A 19980-nucleotide genomic window follows, 5' to 3' on the forward strand; every position below is an offset into this window, starting at 1 on the left:
GCGTGCCCGAACCTCTGAGCGCCCGCGTCCTGCCCGACCGGGTGGCGCCCGAAGCGCTCTTCCTCGCGCTCGAGCGAGAGCACTCCGATCTGTTCTGGCTCGACGCCGGAGCCGATGCCCCCGAGGGGTGGAGCTTCATCGGGACCGGCACTCGGTCGTCGTTCCCCGGGGAGGTCCGGCTGGACGTCGCCACTGCTGCCTCCGAGGCGGGTCCGCCCCTGCGGGGTGGGTGGGTCGGGTGGCACGACTACGAGAGCGGCGCCCGAGCAGCGGGAGCTCCCGTGTCGGATGCTGCCGACGTGCCGGGTGGCGCCTGGTTGCGTATCTCTCGACTGGCTGCGTTCGACCACGCGACCGGTGCCGTCTGGACGGTCGCGGTTGAGGCGGACCTCGACGACTGGGAGGCCTTCGTCTCGCGCGTCGCGACGACGACGGTGCCGGAGGGCGGACCGGAGATGCACGAGGTCGGGACGAGGTCCGTCGAGGCGCGGCACACCCCGACGGAGTACGCCGCACTCATCGAGCGCAGCCGCGAGCTCATCCGCGCGGGGATCGCATACCAGCTCTGCCTGACCACGCGCTTCACCGTGCCCGGGGCGCACGACGGCGTGACGGTGTACAGACGACTCCGTTCGGCGACCCCGGCGCATCACGGTGGGTTCATCCGCATCGGCGGCCGCTCTCTGCTCAGTGCGAGCCCCGAACAGTTCCTCCACGCTGACGGCGGTGTCATCCGCACACGTCCGATCAAGGGGACACGACCGCGGGGCACTGGTGCCGCTCACGACGCCGCGCTCGCCTCCGAGCTCGCCGCCGATGCGAAGGAGCGCGCCGAGAACGTCATGATCGTCGATCTGATGCGCAACGACCTGTCGCGGGTCTGCGAACCGGGGTCGATCCGCGTCGACGCGCTGTGGGCGGTGGAGACCTATCCGGCCGTGCATCAGCTCGTCAGCACGGTCAGTGGCACGGCGTCTCCGGGCACGACGGCCGGCGCGCTCTTCGATGCCGCCTTTCCCGCGGGCAGCATGACCGGTGCGCCGAAGCTCTCGGCGATGACGCGTCTGCGCGAGCTGGAGGGTGGACCCCGTGGAATCTACGCCGGATGCTTCGGCTATATCGGCGACGAGGGGTCACTCGACCTCGCGATGGTCATCCGCAGCATCGTCATCGACGGCGCGGATGCGGTCGTCGGGGCCGGCGGCGGAATCACCTGGCGATCGGTCGCCGCTTCCGAGGTCGCAGAGGTCGCGACGAAGGCGCGCGCACCGCTCATGGCGCTCGGCGCGGAAATCCCCGCGGCCTGGGCTTCCGATATCCTGAACTGATCCCCGTTTCCCTTCAGATTGGTCGTGCGTTCGTTGTCTGAGAACCTGTCCACCTCTCCCGTCGACGAGGAGACCTCCTCGGCGCACGCTATCCAGGCCAAGTGGCAGAAGTACTGGGCGGAGAACGAGACGTTCCTCACCGGCGGCGACGACGACAAGCGGCCCCGCCGCTACGTGCTGGCGATGTTCCCGTACCCCTCCGGTGACCTGCACATGGGGCACGCCGAGAACTACCTCTACTCAGACATCGTGGCCCGGTTCTGGCGCCACCGCGGGCACAACGTGCTCAACCCGATCGGCTGGGACTCGTTCGGCCTGCCGGCGGAGAACGCCGCGATCCGCCAGGGCGCCGACCCGCGGGAATGGACTTATCAGAACATCGCCCAGCAGAAGCAGGCGTTCCAGAACTACGGCGTCTCCTTCGACTGGTCTCGCGTGCTGCACACGTCCGACCCGGAGTACTACCGCTGGAACCAGTGGCTGTTCCTGAAGCTGCACGAGCGCGGTCTGGCCTATCGCAAGAAGAGCGCTGTGAACTGGTGCCCGAACGATCAGACGGTGCTCGCGAACGAGCAGGTCGTCGACGGACGCTGCGACCGCTGCGGCGCCGAAGTCGTCAAGAAGAAGCTGACCCAGTGGTACTTCAAGATCACGGACTACGCCGACCGTCTGCTCGATGACCTGAACCAGCTCGAGGGATTCTGGCCGCACAAGGTGCTGCAGATGCAGCGCAACTGGATCGGCCGCTCGATCGGTGCCGACGTCGACTTCCGCATCGAGGGACGCGAGGAGCCGGTCACGGTGTTCTCGACGCGCCCGGACACGCTGCACGGAGCGACCTTCTTCGTGGTGGCTCCTGATTCCGACCTGGCGTCTGAGCTGGCGGCGGATGCTCCTGTCGAGGTGCGCGAGCGCTTCCAGAAATATCTGGCCGATGTGCAGAAGACCACCGATGTCGATCGTCAGGCGACGGATCGCCCGAAGACCGGCGTCTTCCTGGAGCGGTACGCGATCAACCCGGTCAGCGGCGAGAAGCTGCCTGTCTGGGCAGCCGACTACGTGCTGGCCGACTACGGACACGGAGCGGTCATGGCGGTGCCCGCGCACGACCAGCGCGACCTCGACTTCGCGCGCGCCTTCGACCTGCCGGTCAAGGTCGTCGTCGACACGACGGCGCCGATCACCGGTGCGATGCCCATCATCGAGGTCGACGACGAGGGTGTGCCGATCGACACCGGCGCCGCCCTCGACGAGCAGAACCCCGCGTCCACGGGCATCGCGCTGACCGGCGAGGGACGGATGATCAACTCCGGCCCGCTCAACGGTCTGTCGAAGCGCAACGCGATCGCTCGCGCGATCGAGCAGCTCGAGGCCTCCGGCACCGGTCGTGCCGCGAAGAACTACCGACTGCGCGACTGGCTGATCTCTCGTCAGCGCTTCTGGGGCACGCCGATCCCGATGCTGCACGCCGAGGACGGTCGGATCATCCCGGTGCCCGAGGACCAGCTGCCCGTGAAGCTGCCCAGCGTCGAGGGGCTGGATCTGAAGCCCAAGGGATCCTCGCCGCTCGGTGCCGCGGAGAGCTGGGTGCGCACGGTCGATGTCGCCAGCGGTGACCCGGTGCTGCGCGACCCCGACACGATGGACACGTTCGTCGACAGCTCGTGGTACTTCCTGCGCTTCCTCTCGCCGAACAGCGACACCGTCGCATTCGATCCGGCTCAGGCCGCACGCTGGTCGCCGGTCGACTCGTACATCGGCGGCGTCGAGCACGCGATCCTGCACCTGCTGTACGCGCGCTTCATCACCAAGGTGCTGTTCGACATGGGGCTGATCGACTTCACCGAGCCGTTCTCCAACCTGATCAATCAGGGCATGGTCCTGCTCGACGGCGCGAAGATGTCGAAGAGCAAGGGCAACCTCGTCCTCTTCGAGGAGGAGCTCGACGCCTACGGTGCCGACGCGCTGCGTGTCGGCCTCGCCTTCGCCGGCCCGGTGGAAGACGACAAGGATTGGGCAGACGTCTCGACCACCGGTGCCCAGAAGTTCCTGGCGCGTGCGCTGCGAGTTGCCCGCGAGGTCTCGTCGCCGGTCGACGTGGTTTTCGCCGGAGGGGATTCGGCGCTGCGCCGTGCCACGCACAAGCTGCTCGCCGATGCTCCGTCGCTCGTCGAGCAGACGAAGTTCAACGTCCTCGTCGCGCGTCTGATGGAGCTGGTGAACGTCACTCGCAAGACCATCGACGGCGCTGCCGGTGCGGCTGATCCGGCTGTCCGCGAAGCCGCCGAGACGGTCGCCGTGATGCTCGATCTGATCGCCCCGCACACCGCGGAGGAGATGTGGGAGATCCTCGGTCACGAGCCCTCCGTCGGACTCGTGACGTGGCGCTCGGCCGACCCGGCTCTGCTCGTCGAAGACACGGTGACCGCTGTCGTGCAGGTGGGCGGCAAGGTTCGGGCTCAGCTCGAGGTGCCGGCACGCATCGGCGAGGCAGAGCTCGAGGCGATGGCGCGCGCCGACGAGCGTGTGATCCGCTCGATCGGCGACCGCGAGATCGTCAAGGTCGTCGTGCGCGCTCCGAAGATCGTCAGCATCGTCGTCAAGGGCTGATCTCAGGGTCGTCGCCACCGACTCATCCGCTCTGCACATCCGGCCGCCCGCGGGGCTTTCTCCCCGATGGGCGGCCGGACGTCTGTGCACTCTCGGCAAGCCGCTTAGCGTTGCGGGATGTCCGATTCCGCGTCTGCGTCCAGTCGACCGCGCAGGCTGCGGCTGAGCATCGGTGCGGCGATCGTGCTGGCGCTCGTCGTGCTGTCGGCTGCCGTCGGTCTCGGGCTCATGCGCGGCCAGGCGGCGCCCACGGATTCCGTGCCACTGTCGACCGGCCACGGGGCTGGCTCTCCGGAATCGTCGGGGGAGCTTTACGTGCATGTGCTCGGGGCAGTCGCGAGTCCTGGGCTCTACGTCCTCGACCTCGATTCACGGTTGGTCGATGCGGTGGCTGCTGCCGGAGGAACGACGGATGACGCCGACCTGACTGCCATCAACCTCGCTCGCGTGCTCTCTGACGGTGAGCAGATCATCGTTCCGGTGGTCGGGGCAGCGGCTGCAGAGACCGGAGGATCCACTCCGGGCGATGACCGAGTCGATCTCAATACGGCTGATCAGGCAGCGCTCGAGAGTCTTCCGCGCATCGGCCCCGCGCTCGCAGAGCGGATCATCGCATGGCGAGAGGAGAACGGTCGGTTCGCGTCCATCGACGACCTACTCGCCGTGCCGGGCATCGGAGAGAAGCTGCTCGCGGGCATCCGCGACGGTGTGCGGGTGTGAGGCGCGATCGTCTCAGCGCCCTGATGGATGCCTCGGAGCGGCGCTGCCCAGCAGGACGGAGGACCTCCCGGGCTCAGGTGCGACCGTCAGCCGCGCTCAGCACACCCGAGATGAGTAGTTGCACGAGGGCGTCGGCCTCGTACCTGGCGTCTGCAGCGGCGCCGATGCAGAGGTTTCCGATGCCCTTGAGCACGTTGTACGCATCGACGGGCGGCTCGGCGTCGACGGTCTCGAGTGCGGCATTGAGGAGGTCGTCGCACACCGGCACGAGGCGGCCGACGAAGTAGGCATGCAGGGCGTCGGAACCCGCGCTGTCTCCCTGGAGCGCGCTGGCGAGACCGTGCTTGGTGACGAGGAACTCCACGAACAGTGTCACCCATGCTCGCAGGGCCGCTTCGGGCGTCGCTCTCTCGGTGAGCAGTCGTGGTCCTGCCTCTGCGCACGCCTCGACCTGATGTCGGTACACCGCGACGACGAGCTCCGGACGCGTCGGAAAGTGACGGTAGATCGTCCCCACCCCGACGCCGGCCTTCGCTGCGATCTCGCGCACCGGAGCGTCGACTCCGGAGGTCACGAACACCGCTGCCGCAGCGTCGAGAAGCGCCTGCTGACTTCGACGTGGCCGGCCCACTTGCGGGGGCCGTGCGACGTGCGACCTGTCGCTCTCGGTGTCAGCCATAGGTCCATCCTCGCCAGTCGTCGTGCATGCATTTGCATTACGGAGCAATGTTCCGTAATGTTGCGGAACAGCGCTCCGATAAAAGTATCGCAGAGCATTCCCTGAGAAAGGAATCGCCATGACTTCGTCTCTCGTCAACGCACTGGACGACATCATCGGAACCGACGCTCCGGTCGTCTCCGTCGCTCCTGTCACGTTGTCCGCCCCCGATCGGCCGGTCCCGTTGGAGGTGCGCGTGTCCGCGCCGACGGCCGGTACCGACCTCCCCGTGGTGGTGTTCTCCCACGGCAACGGATGGAACCTCGATGGCTACGCGCCGCTCACTGCGTTCTGGGCCTCCCGCGGGTTCGTCGTGATCCAGCCCACCCACCTCGACTCGCGCCGGAACGGCTTCGGCTTCGACCACCCGGTGTTCCCGACTATCTGGACCGAGCGGATCGCGGATCTCACCCGCATCCTCGACCAGCTGGACACCATCGAGGGCGCCGTACCCGGGCTCGCCGGCCGCATGGACGGCCGTCGCATTGCTGCTGCCGGTCACTCCTGGGGCGGACAGACGGCACAGTCGCTGCTCGGTGCGCGGATCCTGGACGAAGCGGGTCGGGTCGGCGAGGACATGTCCGACGGTCGCGTGACCGCCGGCATCCTTTTCGCCGCTACCGGCCTCGGTGGCGATGACCTTCACCCGTTCGCGCGGGCGAACTTCCCATTCATGCGACCCTCGTTCGAGGAGCTCACCACGCCGGCGCTCGTCGTCGCGGGTGATCACGACCAGTCCAAGATGTCCAGTCGCGGACCCGACTGGTTCACCGACGTATACACGCACAGTCCCGGCGTCACCGACCTCCTCACGTTCTACGGTGCCGAGCACTCCCTCGGTGGCATCGTCGGCTACGAAGTGGCCGAGACCACCGACGAGAACCCGGAGCGCGTCGCCGTCATCCAGCGAATGAGCACCGCCTACCTCCGAACCGCTCTGCATGTCGATGAGAACAGCTGGCCCGCTGCCCGCGCGGCATTCACAGCCAGCGCCTCTGCGATCGGCCGCGCGGACAGCAAGTGACCACGCTTCGGGGCCTGCTCCTCAGCTGCGTTCGAGTGCGTTCAGGACGACGGATGCGGTTCGGGCCACGAGCGCGTCGTCGAAAGCCGCCTCGGGATCGTTCCGTGACGTCAGTACCGTGATGATGATGGGGTCTCGCTCGGGTGGCGTGACCAGAGCGATGTCGTTGCGGATCGCACCTGCTCCGCCGGACTTGTCGGCGACAGCCCACCCGTCGGGAGCGCCGGCCCGGTTGAGAGCAGCGTTGTCGCTGGATCGTACGGCGGCTTCGGCGAGCTGCGCGTAGGTCAGCCCGTCCTCGACATGCTGCGATGTGACGGGAGCGTGGCCGGCGGCGTCCGCCTCTGCTGCCGTCCACCGGACGAGCTCGTCACGGTCCGAGCCGTGCACCGATCGAAGGAACTCCGCAGCGGCGAAGGCCTTGATGGTGGACGCGAAGCCGAACCGCCGGTCGCCGCCGTACGAAACGGACTCGCCGGTGGCGGTATCGACGGCCACGACACCGATGGTCGCGTCGTACTCCTGCTCGAGGCCGATGAGATCTTCCTCGACGACGGAGTCGAGGTCGGGCGAGGGTGCGGCGGCTGTCGGGGTGCCGGCGGGGGAAGCTGCGGTGGATGCGGAGGGCCCCGAATTCGTGGCGGCGCAGCCGGTGAGCGCGGCGACGGTCAGAAGGCAGCCGAGGGTGAGGCAAAGGCGCCGACGCATGCTCTCAGACGCCCCCGAACGGCCACCCGGTCGTGACCGCGTGGACAGCGAGTCGAAGAGTCGCGTTCTCGGAGTCGACGCGCACCGTCTCGGAAGGTAGTGCGCGTTCGGTCGCGATGCCGGAGGTCACGGTCGCGAGGAACCGCGCTCGCGCTTCGAGCTCGCCCCCGGGGGTCGCGCCTTCGTCGACCAGGGTGGTCAGCCACTGCTCGATGCGATGGCGCCCCATGCGATCCAGGGCGAGGTAGACCGCGGCCTCGTCTTCTGACGGGGCCGTCGCCACATAGGCCTCGTAGAGGGAAGCCCACTGCTGCCGGGCGCGGTCGCCCACCCCCACGTGGAAGAGGAGCAGCTGCAGGCACGCGACGAGGCGTTCTTCCGGGCTCAGGGAGTGGTCGTTGATCGGATCGTCGGGAATCTGGAGGTCGTACATCGCGGCGACCACCGTCTCGACGAGCTCCCGCTGGGTGGGGAAGAAGTGCCGCAGCGAGCCCGTACTCACCTGAGCGCGGGCGGCGACAGCCCGCACGCTCAGTCGCGCGGTGGGGTTCTCACCCAGCATCGTCGCTGCGGCGATGAGGATCTTCGAGCGGGTGCCCGTTTCCTTCGGTTCAACGTCCATGTCCATCCTTCGTGTGACACCTGTCTATCACAGTGTGCTAGCTTAGCCTCTCGTTGACTATCACGCTGTGCTAATAGAAAGGGAATGATGACGATGGGGATCGCGAACTGGCGCAACCGTCGCGTCCGTGCCGGATCCGGCGAGCCGCTGCGACGCTACCGCTGGTGGCAGATGTTCAGCCGATCGCTCCGCTCGATCACGCTGACCTCGGAAGACGGAAGGACATCGACCTATGCCGTCGAAGTCCGTCATGGGGGAGATGCGACCGACGGCGAGGTCCGCGCCCGCCTCTACGTCGACGGAGCGCTGCAGTCGTACGCGAAGCTGCCCACCCGCTTCTCCGTGCCCGGCGGCCACATCGAGGTGGCCATCACCGGCTTCGGGCTCAAACGATGCCACTACGTGCGAACGGACGGCACCGAACAGCAGCTGTCACCCGATCCGCGATCCGCCGAAGGTCGTCGCGCCCGCCTGCACCAGCGCCATCCCGGAGTGAGCCGAGTGATCGGCACCCTCTCCGTCTTGTTCGTCGTGGTCGGCCTCTGCGTCGAGGTTCCCCAGATCATCGAGGCCCTCTCGCAGATTCCCCCGATCGCGGATTCGATCGGCACCTTCACGTCGCCCATCCAGCTCCCCCTCCACGTCAATCTGCTCATCGGGCTCGTAGCTGTCGTCGGCAGCACTGAGCGAGCCTTGCGGATGCGATCGAGCTGGATCGATGAACTCGCCAGCTGACACACCACGAAAGGAGTCACCATGATGAAGCTCTCTCCGATGCGCAGCCGAGGGAAAGACGGCGTCCGTCAGCGATGGAGGTCGGCGGGCATCGCTGCGGCCGCGACCGCGTCCGTGCTGGTGTTCGCCGGGTGCACCACCGCGGCACCGGACGACCAGGGAGACTCGACCGCGACAGGGCTCGAGCAGTATATGGAGCAGAAGCTCGCGTTCGGTCCCTGTGACCCCATGATCGTGGGTGCTCAGCCCGTTGTTCCGGAGATCATCGATGCGGCCGAGAGCGCCGAGTGCGCGATGCTCACGGTGCCGATCGACTACGAGGATGCCGGTGGCAAGACCATCGAGCTGGCGGTGACCCGCATCGCGGCCACCGGCGACGACCGCATCGGGTCGGTCGTGCTGAACCCGGGCGGGCCGGGTGCTGCCGCGACGACCTTCGCCCCGCTGGTCGCCGCGCTCTGGACGGGGGGCGCGGTCACCGAGCGGTTCGACATCGTGGGCTTCGATCCTCGTGGCGTCGGCCTCAGCCTCCCGGCGGTCGGCTGCTACACCGACGAAGTGCGAGATGCAGACGTTCCCCTCTCTGCGCTCGGTGAGTGGACGGAGCAGTCCGCCCGCGAGATCGTCGACAAGTGCGCCGACGGCACGGGGAGCGAAGAGGTGCTCGCCCACCTGGGAACCCGCGACACCGCCCGTGACCTGGACATCCTCCGATCTGCACTCGACGATGACAAGCTCACGTTCGCCGGGGTGAGCTATGGCACCCGCCTGGGAGCGGTGTATGCCGAGATGTTCCCGCAGAACGTGCGCGCCCTCGTCCTCGACGGGGCCGTCGACCCGCTTAAGAGCAGCGGTGAACGCCGGATCCAGCTCAGTGAGGGGCTCCAGGCGTCGTTCCAGCGTTTCGCCGACTACTGCGCGACTCAGGTCGCCTGCCCTCTCGGAAACGATCCGACACATGCGACGACCGAGGTGCAGGGGCTGCTGCAGCCTCTCGTGGATGATCCGCTGACGGCCGCTGACGGCCGCGAAGTGGGCTTCCTCGCCGCCGGTGAGGGGATCGTCGCCGGACTCTACGCGGAGGCGAGTTGGCCCACGATTCTGGCCGGGCTGTCGGAGCTGAAGGAAGGGCGACCGGATGCCCTGCTCGCGCTGCGTGACGGATATCACGGACGCTCCGGGAGCGGTGAGTACACGAACTCGTATGAGGCGCTCTTCGCGATCAACTGCCTCGACGAAGGCCGCTTCACCGCCGAGGAGATGGCGCAGCTCGGCGAAGACCTCAACGACGCAGTGCCGTTCCTCGACCCGGGAACCGCTCCCGCCACGCAGGACGGATGCGAGTACTGGCCCGCCGAACCGACCCTCGGCGAGCCGTACGCAACCGACATCGACGGACTTCCCGAGGTTCTCGTGGTCTCCGCCACCGGAGATCCGGTGACGCCGCACGAGGGCGGTATCAGCCTGGCCGACACGCTCGGCGCACGGCTGCTCACCGTCGACGGCAATCAGCACGGCACCGTCATCTCCCGAGACGCATGCGTCGACGGCGTTGTCGCCGACTACCTCGTCGACCTCCAACTGCCCGACGAAGGAGCACGTTGCGCTCTGTGATCCCGGAGTTCTTCAGAGGCTGATGGGTGCGGCGCTCCTCGAAGATCCCGAGTCAGCGAGGATCGCGCGCGCGGCACGTTCGCCGGACGCGAGGGCTCCTTGAATGGACGCGGTGTCTCGATGGTCGCCTGCGACGTACAGACGCTCGGCGTAGCGCGGCGATCGCGGTGCACCGAGGGGTGCCGGCTGGGCCGGGAGCGCGTCTTCGATGTCGTCGCGCCGTAGCAACTCCCACGCGCTGATGTCTGCATCCCAGATCTCGCCCAGGTGGCGTCGGACTTCGTTCTCCTCGGCGGGTTCACCGTCGCGCGGCAGCAGACATGTCGCGGCGATGAGGTGCCGGCCGGCCGGGGCATACGAGGGCACGGTGTGCGTCATCACGACGGTGTTCACGACGGGGCCGCGGCCGCCGCGCCCGTCGACGGTGAGCAACGCGGACGTGGTCGGAGGTTCGGCGGCGGCGAACCACCATGTCTGCAGGCCGTTCGTCGCCGGTGCCGGAAGCCCGGTGAGACCGGCGACATCATCGGCGCCGACCGCGACGACCACCCGAGCTGCACGGACGGAATCTCCGTCGGTCAGTTCCACCCGGATGCCGTCTCCGTGCGCCGAGATCCGGTCCGCGCCGGCACCGAGGCGGATGTCGGCGCCCGCCGTGCGCGCGCGTGCGGCAAGCTGCTCCGGGACCGCGGCGATCCCTTGTGCGGGGAGGCCAGGGCGGCCGACCGCGAAGTAGCGGACGAGCAGTTGGGCGAACGCATTGGACGTCTCGCCGCGGCTCTCTGCCAGGACCCCGGCGAGGAACGGCTCGAGCACGGCGGTGCGTAGCGGGCCGCGGAGCCCCACGGCATCCCAGGCCTCGCGCACGGTGACGTCGTTGCGGGCGAGACGAGAGAGCGGATGCATCAGAGCCGGTGCGGCCCAGCGCGCCAGCGCGACGGCATCCCGACCATTCACCAGGCCGCTGCGCAGTGTCGTGCCGATCGACAGCGGATGCCGGAGCGGATGCCGCAGCTCGACCGTCCCATCAATCGTGCGCACCCGCACACCGACCGGGAAGCTCCCCAGCGCGAGCGTGTCGAGATCGACGCTGCGGCGGAGCGCCGGGTAGGCCGGGTTGAGCACCTGGAAGCCGCGATCCAGCCGGAAGCCGTCGACGATGTCCGTGCGCTGGCGTCCTCCGACGGCATCCGCCGCCTCGAGGACGACGACATCGAGTCCGCCTGCGGTGAGCAGCCCGGCGCAGCGGAGCCCTGCGAGTCCGGCGCCGATCACGATCACGTCATGCATTCTGGACCACTTCCCCTCGGCGGTTCGCCGAGCACGATCAACAGATCGCGCAGCGTCGGCTCCATTGCACCAGCGTACGACGGGATGCGGTGGAGCGGACGCGCGCACGGACTCGGCACCTGGCCGCGCGCTGCCGGCCGCCGCAGATCTCCATCTCTGGCCTGATGAACGTACATCGCCGGTCTGATGCCCAGACGCCGCGCCCGCGAATACGGTCGAGCGTATGCCCTCTCGCACAGTGATCCCTCGCAGGCTCCTACCGCTCATCATCGTGGCTGTGGCGGCCATAGCGCTGATCTGCGCGCAGACCCCAGGCAGCCTCAGCGTGGTGGGTACGAAGTGGCTGAGTTCCCTCGGCCTGTCCGTCCCGCGAGTCGACCTCGTGTCGGAGATCACGCTGGTGCTTCTTGCGCTGGCTGCGGGGTCGGCGATTGGTCTCGTCTGGTGGAAGCATCCGGAGCAACGGCCGCGCGCCGCGGTCGCATCGATCGGCGTCGTGCTGGCGTACGCCGCGAGCGAAGGACTGAAGGTGCTGTTCGCGCAGCCACGTCCATGTTCTCGCTGGGTGACGGCGGCTGAGTGTCCGCCGGCAGGGGACTGGTCGCTGCCGTCGAATCACGCCACCCTCGCTTTCGGCGCAGTGGCTGTGGTCTCGGTGCTGCTCGGCAGAACGGCAATCACGTGGGCGATGATCGGCTTTGCTGTGCTCGTTGCAACCGGACGAGTCTTGGAAGGTGTGCACTACGTTCACGATGTCGCGATCGGTGCTCTCCTCGGCATGGGACTTCCCGTCCTCCTGACGCTCGTGTTCGACGTTTCTCGTGGGCGCCGAGACGTGAGCCGGAGCACGCGGGATGCAGATGATCGCACCGTCTCGTAGTCTGGCCGTTCGCACCGATCGCTACTTGGCCTGATTCGGTTGGGTGGTGTGCACACGCGATGACCCGTCGGCGGAGCTGCTTCGCTTACAACGAGAGGGAGCCAAGAAATGATCATTCTCCGTGTACTTGCGGGCCTGCTCGCGGGGGCGGTCTATGTCGTGGTCGCGGGGATCCTCGAAGTTCAGATATCTGGGTCTCTCGCTGGAGGCGTATATGACCTGAACAACGTGATCGTCGCAGTCACGCAACCTCAGATTCCGTTCCTGCAGTACGTCTCATTGGCGGTACTCAGCGCGGCGGTCCTCTTGCTAGTGATGCGTCAGAGCTCATCTGATCCGATTCCGCAGGCGATTGCCTTGGTGGGCAGCTTCGCGTTCGCGGTGATCGTCTTGATCACGTGGGGGTTTGTTCTTCAGGGGGCGGCCATGGCGGAGACCGGAGGTGTCCGTGAAGGACTTCCCGAGGGATTGTCCGGATGGGTTCTGATGGGTGGGCTCAGCGTCGCTGTCCAAGCTGTCGGCTTGGTTGCAGCCCTGTCTGCGGTGTTGCTTGCGATGCGCGCGAGGAGAACGAGCAGGCTCGATCCGCAAGGCCGGCTCACGGCGTCCGACGATGCGAGGGCGCGAACTCTGTAGAGGATCGACTCATCGTCGTCAAACCGTACATTCAGCTCCGTCTGCGAGTGGAAGTCGGCTTCGGCGATTGCAATACGGACTACGCCGTTGCCACGGTTCCAGAGCTGCCCTCCCGTGCGGATGGTACGGGAGGGCACAATCGACTGCCTCCCTTTCGGCACTGCCTGCGCCGGCTCAAGGATTCTGGAGCGTTTTGGCCGCGACCGCATCGTCATCTGAACCAACAGCGTCGCCGTGCACCGGTGCAGCGGGAACACCGCTACCGCATACTGAACTAGCAAGACGGAACCTGCACCCGAGATGAGGGGACAACGACTATGAGTCCGTCACAAGCCAAAATCCGCGCTTCCAAGTACACGCTCTGCGGGGCATTCGCCGTTGCTGTGGGTGGTGTGATGGCCGCCGTCTTCGCTCTGCAGCCATGGCGGTCGTGCCCGGAAGACGACGTCGCTGCGGGGTGCGTTGCGCTTCCCCAAGATACGGCGGGGATGATGCTGGGGCTGGTTGTGCTCGGCGGAGGACTGGTGCTGTTGTCTGTCGGCGCGCGACGACGCCGACAAGAGTGACGGGCCCCCGCACGGCGTCAAGTTGCCACTTCTTCGCAGCGGCCGGACTACTCGTCGAAGCGAGCACCGGCAGGGCGTGCGCTCAGCAGCGTGAAGACGAGGAGCACGATGGCGCCGACGATCGGGACGAAGACGATGAAGAACTAGGGCGTGTCTGACAATGAGTGAGCCGTAGCCAATGTCCGTCTTCAGGGGGATGTGTGCGCGTCACCTGTGTGGTGCAGTTGGCCTATGGATTCGATGCTTCGAGGACGTGAAGTGAGCGTTCACAGTGTTCAGCGGCTAAAGCTGACGGTGCGGCTTGTCAACGTGGTCGCGATCGTCGGTGTGGGCGCTGCGATTGTCTGGTTCGGGTTCGCCGCCGCCGATGCGTCTGGTGCTCAGATGGCCGCGGCCAGCGCGATGTTCGCGGCATTCGCCAGCGGGTGGGCGGGCGCTTTCGCTGCGATCAAGGCGCAGTTGAAATTGGGCGAGGCAACTCAGGCTTGAGTGAGCTTGCTCGTCCACGCGATAGCGGCCTGGATGAGGACGGCGGTGCGGTAGACGATCGCGTGTTTGTCGTAGCGGGTCGCGAGGCCTCGCCATTGCTTGGTGTGGCAGAACCGGCGCTCGATCACGTTGCGGTTCCGGTAATCGTCAGCATCGAGGCCGACGGGTCTGCCGCCACGTGAGCCGCGCCGCTTCCGATGGCCCTGCTGGTCTCTCGGTTCGGGAATCACGTGCGACCGGATCGCGCGTGATGAATAGGCCTTGTCGCCCCGGACCGCGTCTGGGCGCGTGCGGGGCCGGCCGACCGGGCGCTCCACGCGGAGCATCTCCAGCATCGGTAACAGCGTTGGTGAATCCCCAGCCTGACCGGGCGTGATCACGGTGACCAGCGGGAGACCGTTACCGTCGACGAGTTGATGGATTTTCGTCGAGAGGCCACCGCGTGAGCGACCGATCCCGTGATCAGGCGGCTCGGCGGCCGGATTCGTGTAATTCGATCCAGCCCCCTGTGGGGCGCGTCGTATTCGTCGCGTGCTGATGCGCCCTGGCGATCGTCGAGTCCACCGACACCGACCAATCGACCAGCCCCTCAAGACGAGTCAACCGAACCGTCAGCAGTCCCACGCGCCGGATCGCGATTGGTCTGCAGCGCAAGGATCGACACCTGATGCTCCATGGATTCGAGACTGGACGGATCGTGCGGTTACCGGGTGGGGAGTACGTCGAAGTGCACTCACCACTGACACCCGACGAACGGTCGCGACTGAACTATGAAAACGCCCGCCTTGGTCCGGGCATGAAGCCCGGAGGCGGACGCGCCGCGCCCACCCCACTGCTTCGCGCCGCGCTCTGGCGCCTGTTGTTCGAGCAGCGCCTGGAGCCTCAAGAGAGAATCAAGACTGCCGAGAAGTCTCCCCTCGACAGCGGACCGACAACATGACCTCGACCAGTAGGTCGTGACGGCGGTATTCGCAGGTGGACGAGGTCGAGTCGGCTCCACGGTCGCACGCGGTGGAAGTACAGTTCCCCGACACCAGGGACAACCTGGGGCATTCAGTGCCGATATCGGCTTTGATGGAGCGCATGAAGAGACCTGCGCTGTTCGGAGCGTCAGTGCTGATGATCGGGTTGCTCGCCGGCTGCATCGCGCAACCGGACCGCACCCCGGAATTGAGCGAAACCGCGAACGCGGAAGACGCCCTGCCTGCGGAAGTGGACGAGGTGGACGGTCTGCAGCTGGACGAGTCCACCGTTCGCTTCGCCGGCGAGGAGGAGGGCTGGCGAGTGTTCATCGGTCGGTCCGTGGAGGTCGATGATGTGACCTCGTATTGCGTCGTGGTTGTTTCAGACGAGGACGAGAGTCAGGGCCTGTGCGGGGACTCGCTCCCCGTTCGGGTGAACGTTCTGGACGGACCCTCGTTCTGGTTCACAGGTGACACGGGAACGACACCCGATGGATTCGAGCAGCTCTCACCAAGCGTGTACTGGAAGCCAACGGCGTAGACACGAGAGCCGCCCGGGGGACTTTGTCTCGGGCGGCTCCGCCGTTGACGGGCGGCTAGCGTCGAGCGGTCATTCGGCGGATCTGCTCGGCGTAGCCGTCGAGGACGTCGAAGATCCCGCGGTACTGCCAGACGCGGTGGCGTCCTTGGCCGGTCGTCTCGGTGAGCACCCCGCGGTCGGTGAGCGTGTCCAGCGCGCGCAGGGCCGCCATCTCGCCGAGTCCGAGCGCACTCATGAGGTACTTCGTGTTCACCGCGGGCTGTCCGACGAGCGCGGGGAGGATCTTCCAGACCGCAGCATCCGAGCGGACGCCCTGGAGTAGAGCGCGGGACTCGTCCAGCTGAGTCACGAGGTCGTCGACCAGCTGCATCCCCGTGGACGCGGCGATGCGACTCGCCATGGCGAACTCGCGGATGATCGGGGCGGCGTCGCCGGCGCGGAAAGCGCTCAGCGCTTCGAAGTAGCGCCCGGTGTTCACGAGCAGTCCTGCAGAGATCGGTACGGCGGTCGAACCGACGAGACCCTTGTTGCGCAGGATGGACTGCGCGAGCGCGCGACCGGTGCGGCCGTTGCCGTCGACGAACGGGTGGATGGTCTCGAACTGGGCGTGTGCGACAGCGACCTGGACGAGCACGGAGATGTCCTGGCGCTTCACGAATCTCACCAGGTCACCGATCGCACCGGGAATCCGGTCGTGCTGGGGAGCTATGAACTCCGCCTGGCGGGGGCCGGCGGTGCCGGAGCCGATCCAGACTTGTTCCTGGCGGTAGAGACCTGCTTCGTTCTCGAGGCCGGGCTGGTGGCGCAGCAGAGCGTGGTGCATCTGCAGGATCGACTCCTCGGAGATCTCGTCCGAGAGCGCGAGAGCTGCTTCCATGGCGCGTACGTTGCCGATCACGGTGAGCGCGTTGGCCTTGTCGCCTTCATTGATCTCGGCGAGAGCCAGCTGCTTTGCCGACGTCGTCAGCTGCTCGATCTGGGAGCTGGACGCGGACTCGGTGCGGAGCAGGATCGCGGTCATCGGACCCAGGGCCGGGTTGTCGGTGCCGAGCGTGCGCCGCGCATGCTCGTCGAACGCGACCAACTGGCGCGTGGCGTCTTCGACGTCAGCGGCGTCTTCGCTCGGGACCTGAGGGCTCCACTCGGCGATCGGAGCCGTGACCGTCGCCTCATATGGCCCGGTCTGACGCACAACCTCGGCCCGTGAGAACATCTCCGGTGCCCGCGGCTTCCAGTCCAGGGCCTCGCTCGAGACAGCATCGATGGGGATGCGGGTGCTGGGCGAAGACGTGGACATCACCTCATCATACCAACACTTATGTAGTTAAGTGTGGGTAAAGGGAGGCTCAACCCGCGTCTGGTGCCCGGGGCTGTCTACTGCGAGATCATGTCGACGGATGAACTCGAGCGTCTCTTCGCTCGTGAAGGTTCTACCTCCGCGCTCCGCGAGGGCCTCGAATCGCAGCTCCTCCATGCGCTCTCGTATCTCCTGGAGACGTGCGAGGCGAGCCTGGTCTTCTGGGTCGGTCACTGTGGCTTCTCTTGGGTACTCGGCAGTTGGTACTACTCGTCGAAGCGAGCACCGGCGGGGCGTGCGCTCAGCAGCGTGAAGACGAGGAGCACGATGGCTCCGACGATCGGGACGAAGACGATGAAGAACCACGCGCCGCTGCGATCGGTGTCATGGAGTCGCCGCCATGTCAGGGCAAGTGCGGGAATGAGGATTGCTGTTGCGTAGATGAGGAATGCCGCGCCTACCGGGCTCGCCAACGCGAAGGCACCGCCGGACGCGAACGGAGAGAATACGTCGATGGGGCGAGACGTCCACTGTGGGTCGGTCAGCGATCCGACGAGATTGAAGGCCACGGCGACGAGTACGTTCGCCAGCACCCACCACCAGTACTCGCTCCGGCTGGCCCGTCCGCTGAACGTCGCGTACTTGCGGAAGAAGCGCGAGACGGCTTGCGGGAACGAGGCCCCGTAGAGAGGCTCGCTGAGGGCGAGCTGTGTCGTCGTCATACCAGGAACATATCCATGAACGAATCGTGGCGCACAGTGCGTGGCCACGGCGGCGCTCTCTGTCTCTGCACATCGCGAGGCCGCTGACGGGTGTCCACTGTGGGTGGGTCTGAGTCCGAGAGGCTGCTGCGGTCGCCTTTAGGTTCGTCTGATGCATGCACTCGTGTACGGCATCGGCGTTCGATCCCGGCCCTCCGTCTTCATTCGTGACGGTGTGCGCGGGTGAGGCGCGATCTGCGTCTTCTCCCCATCGCCGGGGCGGTATGGGTGGTCGCGCTGCTCGGCCTGTTCGTGCCCGTCTCGGCGGGGTGGTTCGTGCTCGCCGGGGTCGTCGGGGCGGCCGTGGTGCTGGCGGCGATGCTGCGGCGCCCTGTCGTCCAAGCATCGGCGGCGGGCGTGGTGCTCGTCGTGCTCGCAGCTGTGGCGGCGGTGTCGATCACTATCATGGTCGCGCTTCCTGCTCGAGACAGCGCGGCGTCGTGGGATGGGCGTGTGGTCGAGGCGACGGGGGAGATCACCTCGTCGGCGTCGGTCGGTCGGGACGGTCGGCTGTGGATGGAGGTGCAGGTCACGGGCATCGGGTCGCCGGGCTCGCTGCGGGCGGCGTCGGCGCCGGTGCGGGTCGGGATCGATCCGGCTGACGGATTCGATCTCGGTGCGACGCTCAGGGTGAAGGGCGAGGCGGCGGCGACGGATCCGGGGGAGAGGTCGGCGCTCGTGGTGTTCGCGAGCACGGCATCGGTCGAGGTGCCGGCATCCGGGGTGTTCGCGGTGGCGGCCGATATGCGCAGCGACTTCATCGAGCGGTCCACACGTCTCCCCGAACCCGGAGCAGGTCTGCTTCCTGGGCTCGCCGTGGGCGACACCCGGGCGGTGTCGACCGAGCTGAACGACGACATGCGCACGAGCGGGCTGAGTCATTTAACGGCTGTCTCCGGGGCGAACTGCGCCATCGTCGTCGGCGCCGTCTTCTGGCTGGCCGCGCTGTGCGGGGCCGGACGAGCGACCCGGGTCGTCGCGGCCGCGGTCGCCCTTGCGGGTTTCGTCGTGCTCGTGACGCCGGAACCCAGCGTGATCAGGGCGGCGGTCATGGCCGGTGTCGCGATGCTGTCGTTGCTGCTCGGTCGGCCGAGCGCCGGGGCCGGAATGCTCGCGCTCAGCGCGAGCGGCATCCTCATCGCAGATCCGTGGCTGGCGTCCACCGCGGGGTTCGCACTGTCGGTCGCCGCCTCGGGGGCGTTGATCATGCTCGCGCCGTCGCTGGCCCGCGGACTCGCACGGTGGATGCCGCAGCCTCTCGCTCTGGCGATCTCGGTGCCTACCGCAGCGCAGTTGGTGTGCGGTCCTGTCATCGCTCTGTTCGCCGAGCAGCAGTCGCTCGTCGGCCTGGCGGCCAACCTGCTGGCCGCGCCCGCAGCTCCCATCGCCACGATCATCGGTCTTCTCGCGTGCCTCGCAGCTCCGGTGCCACTGCTCGCGGACCTCCTGGCAGCCTCCGCGTGGTTGTCGGCCTCCTGGATCGCGCACACGGCAGGCATCACCGCCCGACTTCCCTTCGCGCAGGTCGCGGTGGTTCCGGGCGTCGCAAGTGCGGTGCTCGTCGGCCTCGTGAGCGTGGCGGCCGGGGTGATTCTGGCCGACGGATGCCGCACACTCCCGCTCGTCAGAGGTGCCTCCGCATCCGTTCTCGCAGTGGTGCTCGCCCTGGGCGGCGCCCATGTAGCTCTCAACGGGCCACTCGCGAGCGCGACCAGCCCGGCTGGCTGGTCGATCGCCGCCTGCGATGTCGGCCAAGGAGACGCACTGCTCGTCAGGTCTCACGGCCGGGTCGCGCTGATCGACACGGGGCCGGAGCCCGAGCCCCTGGCGGCCTGCCTGCGCAGTCTCGGCGTCGAGCACATCGACCTGCTCGTTATCACTCATTTCGACCTCGATCATGTCGGCGGTGTCGAAGCCGTGCAGGGCAGAGTAGGTGCGTTGCTGCACGGACCGACGGGGGAGAGCGGCGATGAGCGGATGCTGCAGCGTTTCGCCGACGGCGGTGCGACGATCACCCTCGCCGGGGCGGGGTTGAAGGGCGATCTGGGCGGCGCATCGTGGCAGGTGCTGTGGCCGCAGCGTGGGTCAGAGGTGTTCCCGCCGGGCAATGACCAGAGCGTGGTTCTCGAGGTCGAAGGCGGCGGGGTGCCGCGGTCGCTCTTCCTCGGCGACCTGTCGGCGGAGCCTCAGCGGATGCTGGTGCGCACCGCCCACCTCAGGGGCGACTACGCGGTGGTCAAGGTGGCGCATCACGGCAGCGGTGATCAGGACTTCTCGCTGTATCAGGATCTGCGCCCGGTCATCGCCCTGTTCAGTGCCGGCGCCGACAACGACTACGGGCATCCTCGAGCAGAGACTCTCACGTCGCTCGAGACAGCCGGCGCTCGCGTGCTGCGCACCGACCAGCAGGGCCGACTCCTCGTCGGTCTCGATGGCGATGAGCTGCAGCTCTGGACGGAGAGGCAGCCGCCCTGACGGC

The 19980-nt window shown here is 67.2% G+C and carries 17 protein-coding genes and 1 pseudogene; 11 read left to right on the top strand and 7 right to left on the bottom strand.

Translation table 11 applies throughout. The features are described 5' to 3' along the window. The first annotated feature begins 2 nt into the window (after window positions 1-2). From ACIOU8_RS00930 to ACIOU8_RS00940, 3 genes are all read left to right on the top strand, one after another. Window positions 3-1328 carry an anthranilate synthase component I family protein gene (locus tag ACIOU8_RS00930; protein ID WP_400784943.1) on the top strand — a complete coding sequence of 442 codons (1326 nt, stop codon included), beginning with the start codon at window positions 3-5 and terminating at the stop codon, window positions 1326-1328. A gap of 33 nt (window positions 1329-1361) precedes the next feature. Beyond that, window positions 1362-3938, top strand: coding sequence for a leucine--tRNA ligase (gene leuS, locus ACIOU8_RS00935; RefSeq protein WP_400786828.1), 2577 nt, complete (start codon window positions 1362-1364; stop codon window positions 3936-3938). Between the two features lie 117 nt (window positions 3939-4055). Continuing rightward, on the top strand, window positions 4056-4658 hold the full coding sequence (locus tag ACIOU8_RS00940) for a helix-hairpin-helix domain-containing protein (RefSeq protein ID WP_400784944.1): 603 nt from the start codon (window positions 4056-4058) through the stop codon (window positions 4656-4658). Window positions 4659-4731: 73 nt separating this feature from the next. On the opposite strand, the gene ACIOU8_RS00945 is transcribed toward ACIOU8_RS00940, so the two are convergent. Then, a complete protein-coding gene (locus ACIOU8_RS00945) occupies window positions 4732-5337 on the bottom strand; it encodes a TetR/AcrR family transcriptional regulator (RefSeq protein WP_400784945.1) in 606 nt (201 codons plus the stop codon). 118 nt (window positions 5338-5455) lie between these two features. On the opposite strand from ACIOU8_RS00945, the gene ACIOU8_RS00950 reads away from it, so the two are divergent. After that, window positions 5456-6400, top strand: coding sequence for an alpha/beta hydrolase family protein (locus tag ACIOU8_RS00950; RefSeq protein ID WP_400784947.1), 945 nt, complete (start codon window positions 5456-5458; stop codon window positions 6398-6400). A gap of 21 nt (window positions 6401-6421) precedes the next feature. Here the strand turns inward: ACIOU8_RS00950 and ACIOU8_RS00955 are convergent, their stop codons facing one another. Together ACIOU8_RS00955 and ACIOU8_RS00960 are read right to left on the bottom strand one after the other, a co-directional pair. Beyond that, entirely contained in the window at window positions 6422-7108 is a 687-nt protein-coding gene (locus ACIOU8_RS00955; RefSeq protein WP_400784949.1) for a serine hydrolase, read from the bottom strand. 4 nt (window positions 7109-7112) lie between these two features. Further along, a complete protein-coding gene (locus ACIOU8_RS00960; RefSeq protein ID WP_400784951.1) occupies window positions 7113-7730 on the bottom strand; it encodes a TetR/AcrR family transcriptional regulator in 618 nt (205 codons plus the stop codon). 87 nt (window positions 7731-7817) lie between these two features. Here ACIOU8_RS00960 and ACIOU8_RS00965 point away from each other — a divergent pair, with 87 nt between their 5' ends. Beyond that, on the top strand, window positions 7818-8465 hold the full coding sequence (locus ACIOU8_RS00965) for a hypothetical protein (protein WP_400784953.1): 648 nt from the start codon (window positions 7818-7820) through the stop codon (window positions 8463-8465). Between the two features lie 21 nt (window positions 8466-8486). Then, window positions 8487-10079 (top strand): alpha/beta hydrolase, encoded by a 1593-nt coding sequence (locus tag ACIOU8_RS00970; protein ID WP_400784955.1) that lies wholly within the window; start codon window positions 8487-8489, stop codon window positions 10077-10079. A 12-nt stretch (window positions 10080-10091) separates the two neighbouring features. Here the strand turns inward: ACIOU8_RS00970 and ACIOU8_RS00975 are convergent, their stop codons facing one another. After that, complete coding sequence (locus ACIOU8_RS00975) at window positions 10092-11369, bottom strand: FAD-dependent oxidoreductase (RefSeq protein WP_400784957.1); 1278 nt, start codon at window positions 11367-11369, stop codon at window positions 10092-10094. A 223-nt stretch (window positions 11370-11592) separates the two neighbouring features. Here ACIOU8_RS00975 and ACIOU8_RS00980 point away from each other — a divergent pair, with 223 nt between their 5' ends. The 3 genes from ACIOU8_RS00980 to ACIOU8_RS00990 all read left to right on the top strand — a co-directional run bounded on the left by ACIOU8_RS00980 (window position 11593) and on the right by ACIOU8_RS00990 (window position 13940). Continuing rightward, window positions 11593-12249, top strand: a complete 657-nt coding sequence (locus ACIOU8_RS00980; protein WP_400784959.1) for a phosphatase PAP2 family protein — start codon at window positions 11593-11595, stop codon at window positions 12247-12249. Between the two features lie 108 nt (window positions 12250-12357). After that, window positions 12358-12885 (top strand): hypothetical protein, encoded by a 528-nt coding sequence (locus ACIOU8_RS00985; protein ID WP_400784961.1) that lies wholly within the window; start codon window positions 12358-12360, stop codon window positions 12883-12885. A gap of 797 nt (window positions 12886-13682) precedes the next feature. Then, complete coding sequence (locus tag ACIOU8_RS00990; protein WP_400784962.1) at window positions 13683-13940, top strand: hypothetical protein; 258 nt, start codon at window positions 13683-13685, stop codon at window positions 13938-13940. On the opposite strand, the pseudogene ACIOU8_RS00995 reads toward ACIOU8_RS00990, so the two are convergent. Then, a pseudogene (locus tag ACIOU8_RS00995) lies at window positions 13931-14531 on the bottom strand (IS5 family transposase); the annotation flags it as partial. The gene ACIOU8_RS00990 and the pseudogene ACIOU8_RS00995 overlap by 10 nt on opposite strands. Before the next feature lie 384 nt (window positions 14532-14915). On the opposite strand from ACIOU8_RS00995, the gene ACIOU8_RS01000 reads away from it, so the two are divergent. Then, a complete protein-coding gene (locus ACIOU8_RS01000; protein ID WP_400784964.1) occupies window positions 14916-15443 on the top strand; it encodes a hypothetical protein in 528 nt (175 codons plus the stop codon). 55 nt (window positions 15444-15498) lie between these two features. Here the strand turns inward: ACIOU8_RS01000 and ACIOU8_RS01005 are convergent, their stop codons facing one another. Next, window positions 15499-16740, bottom strand: coding sequence for a Fic family protein (locus ACIOU8_RS01005; RefSeq protein ID WP_400784966.1), 1242 nt, complete (start codon window positions 16738-16740; stop codon window positions 15499-15501). Window positions 16741-17006: 266 nt separating this feature from the next. After that, a complete protein-coding gene (locus ACIOU8_RS01010; protein ID WP_400784968.1) occupies window positions 17007-17462 on the bottom strand; it encodes a DUF805 domain-containing protein in 456 nt (151 codons plus the stop codon). Window positions 17463-17684: 222 nt separating this feature from the next. Here ACIOU8_RS01010 and ACIOU8_RS01015 point away from each other — a divergent pair, with 222 nt between their 5' ends. Next, window positions 17685-19976, top strand: a complete 2292-nt coding sequence (locus tag ACIOU8_RS01015) for a ComEC/Rec2 family competence protein (protein ID WP_400784970.1) — start codon at window positions 17685-17687, stop codon at window positions 19974-19976. The last annotated feature ends 4 nt before the right edge of the window (window positions 19977-19980 follow it).

This window comes from Microbacterium sp. NPDC087589 (assembly GCF_044743635.1).
GTDB lineage: Bacteria > Actinomycetota > Actinomycetes > Actinomycetales > Microbacteriaceae > Microbacterium.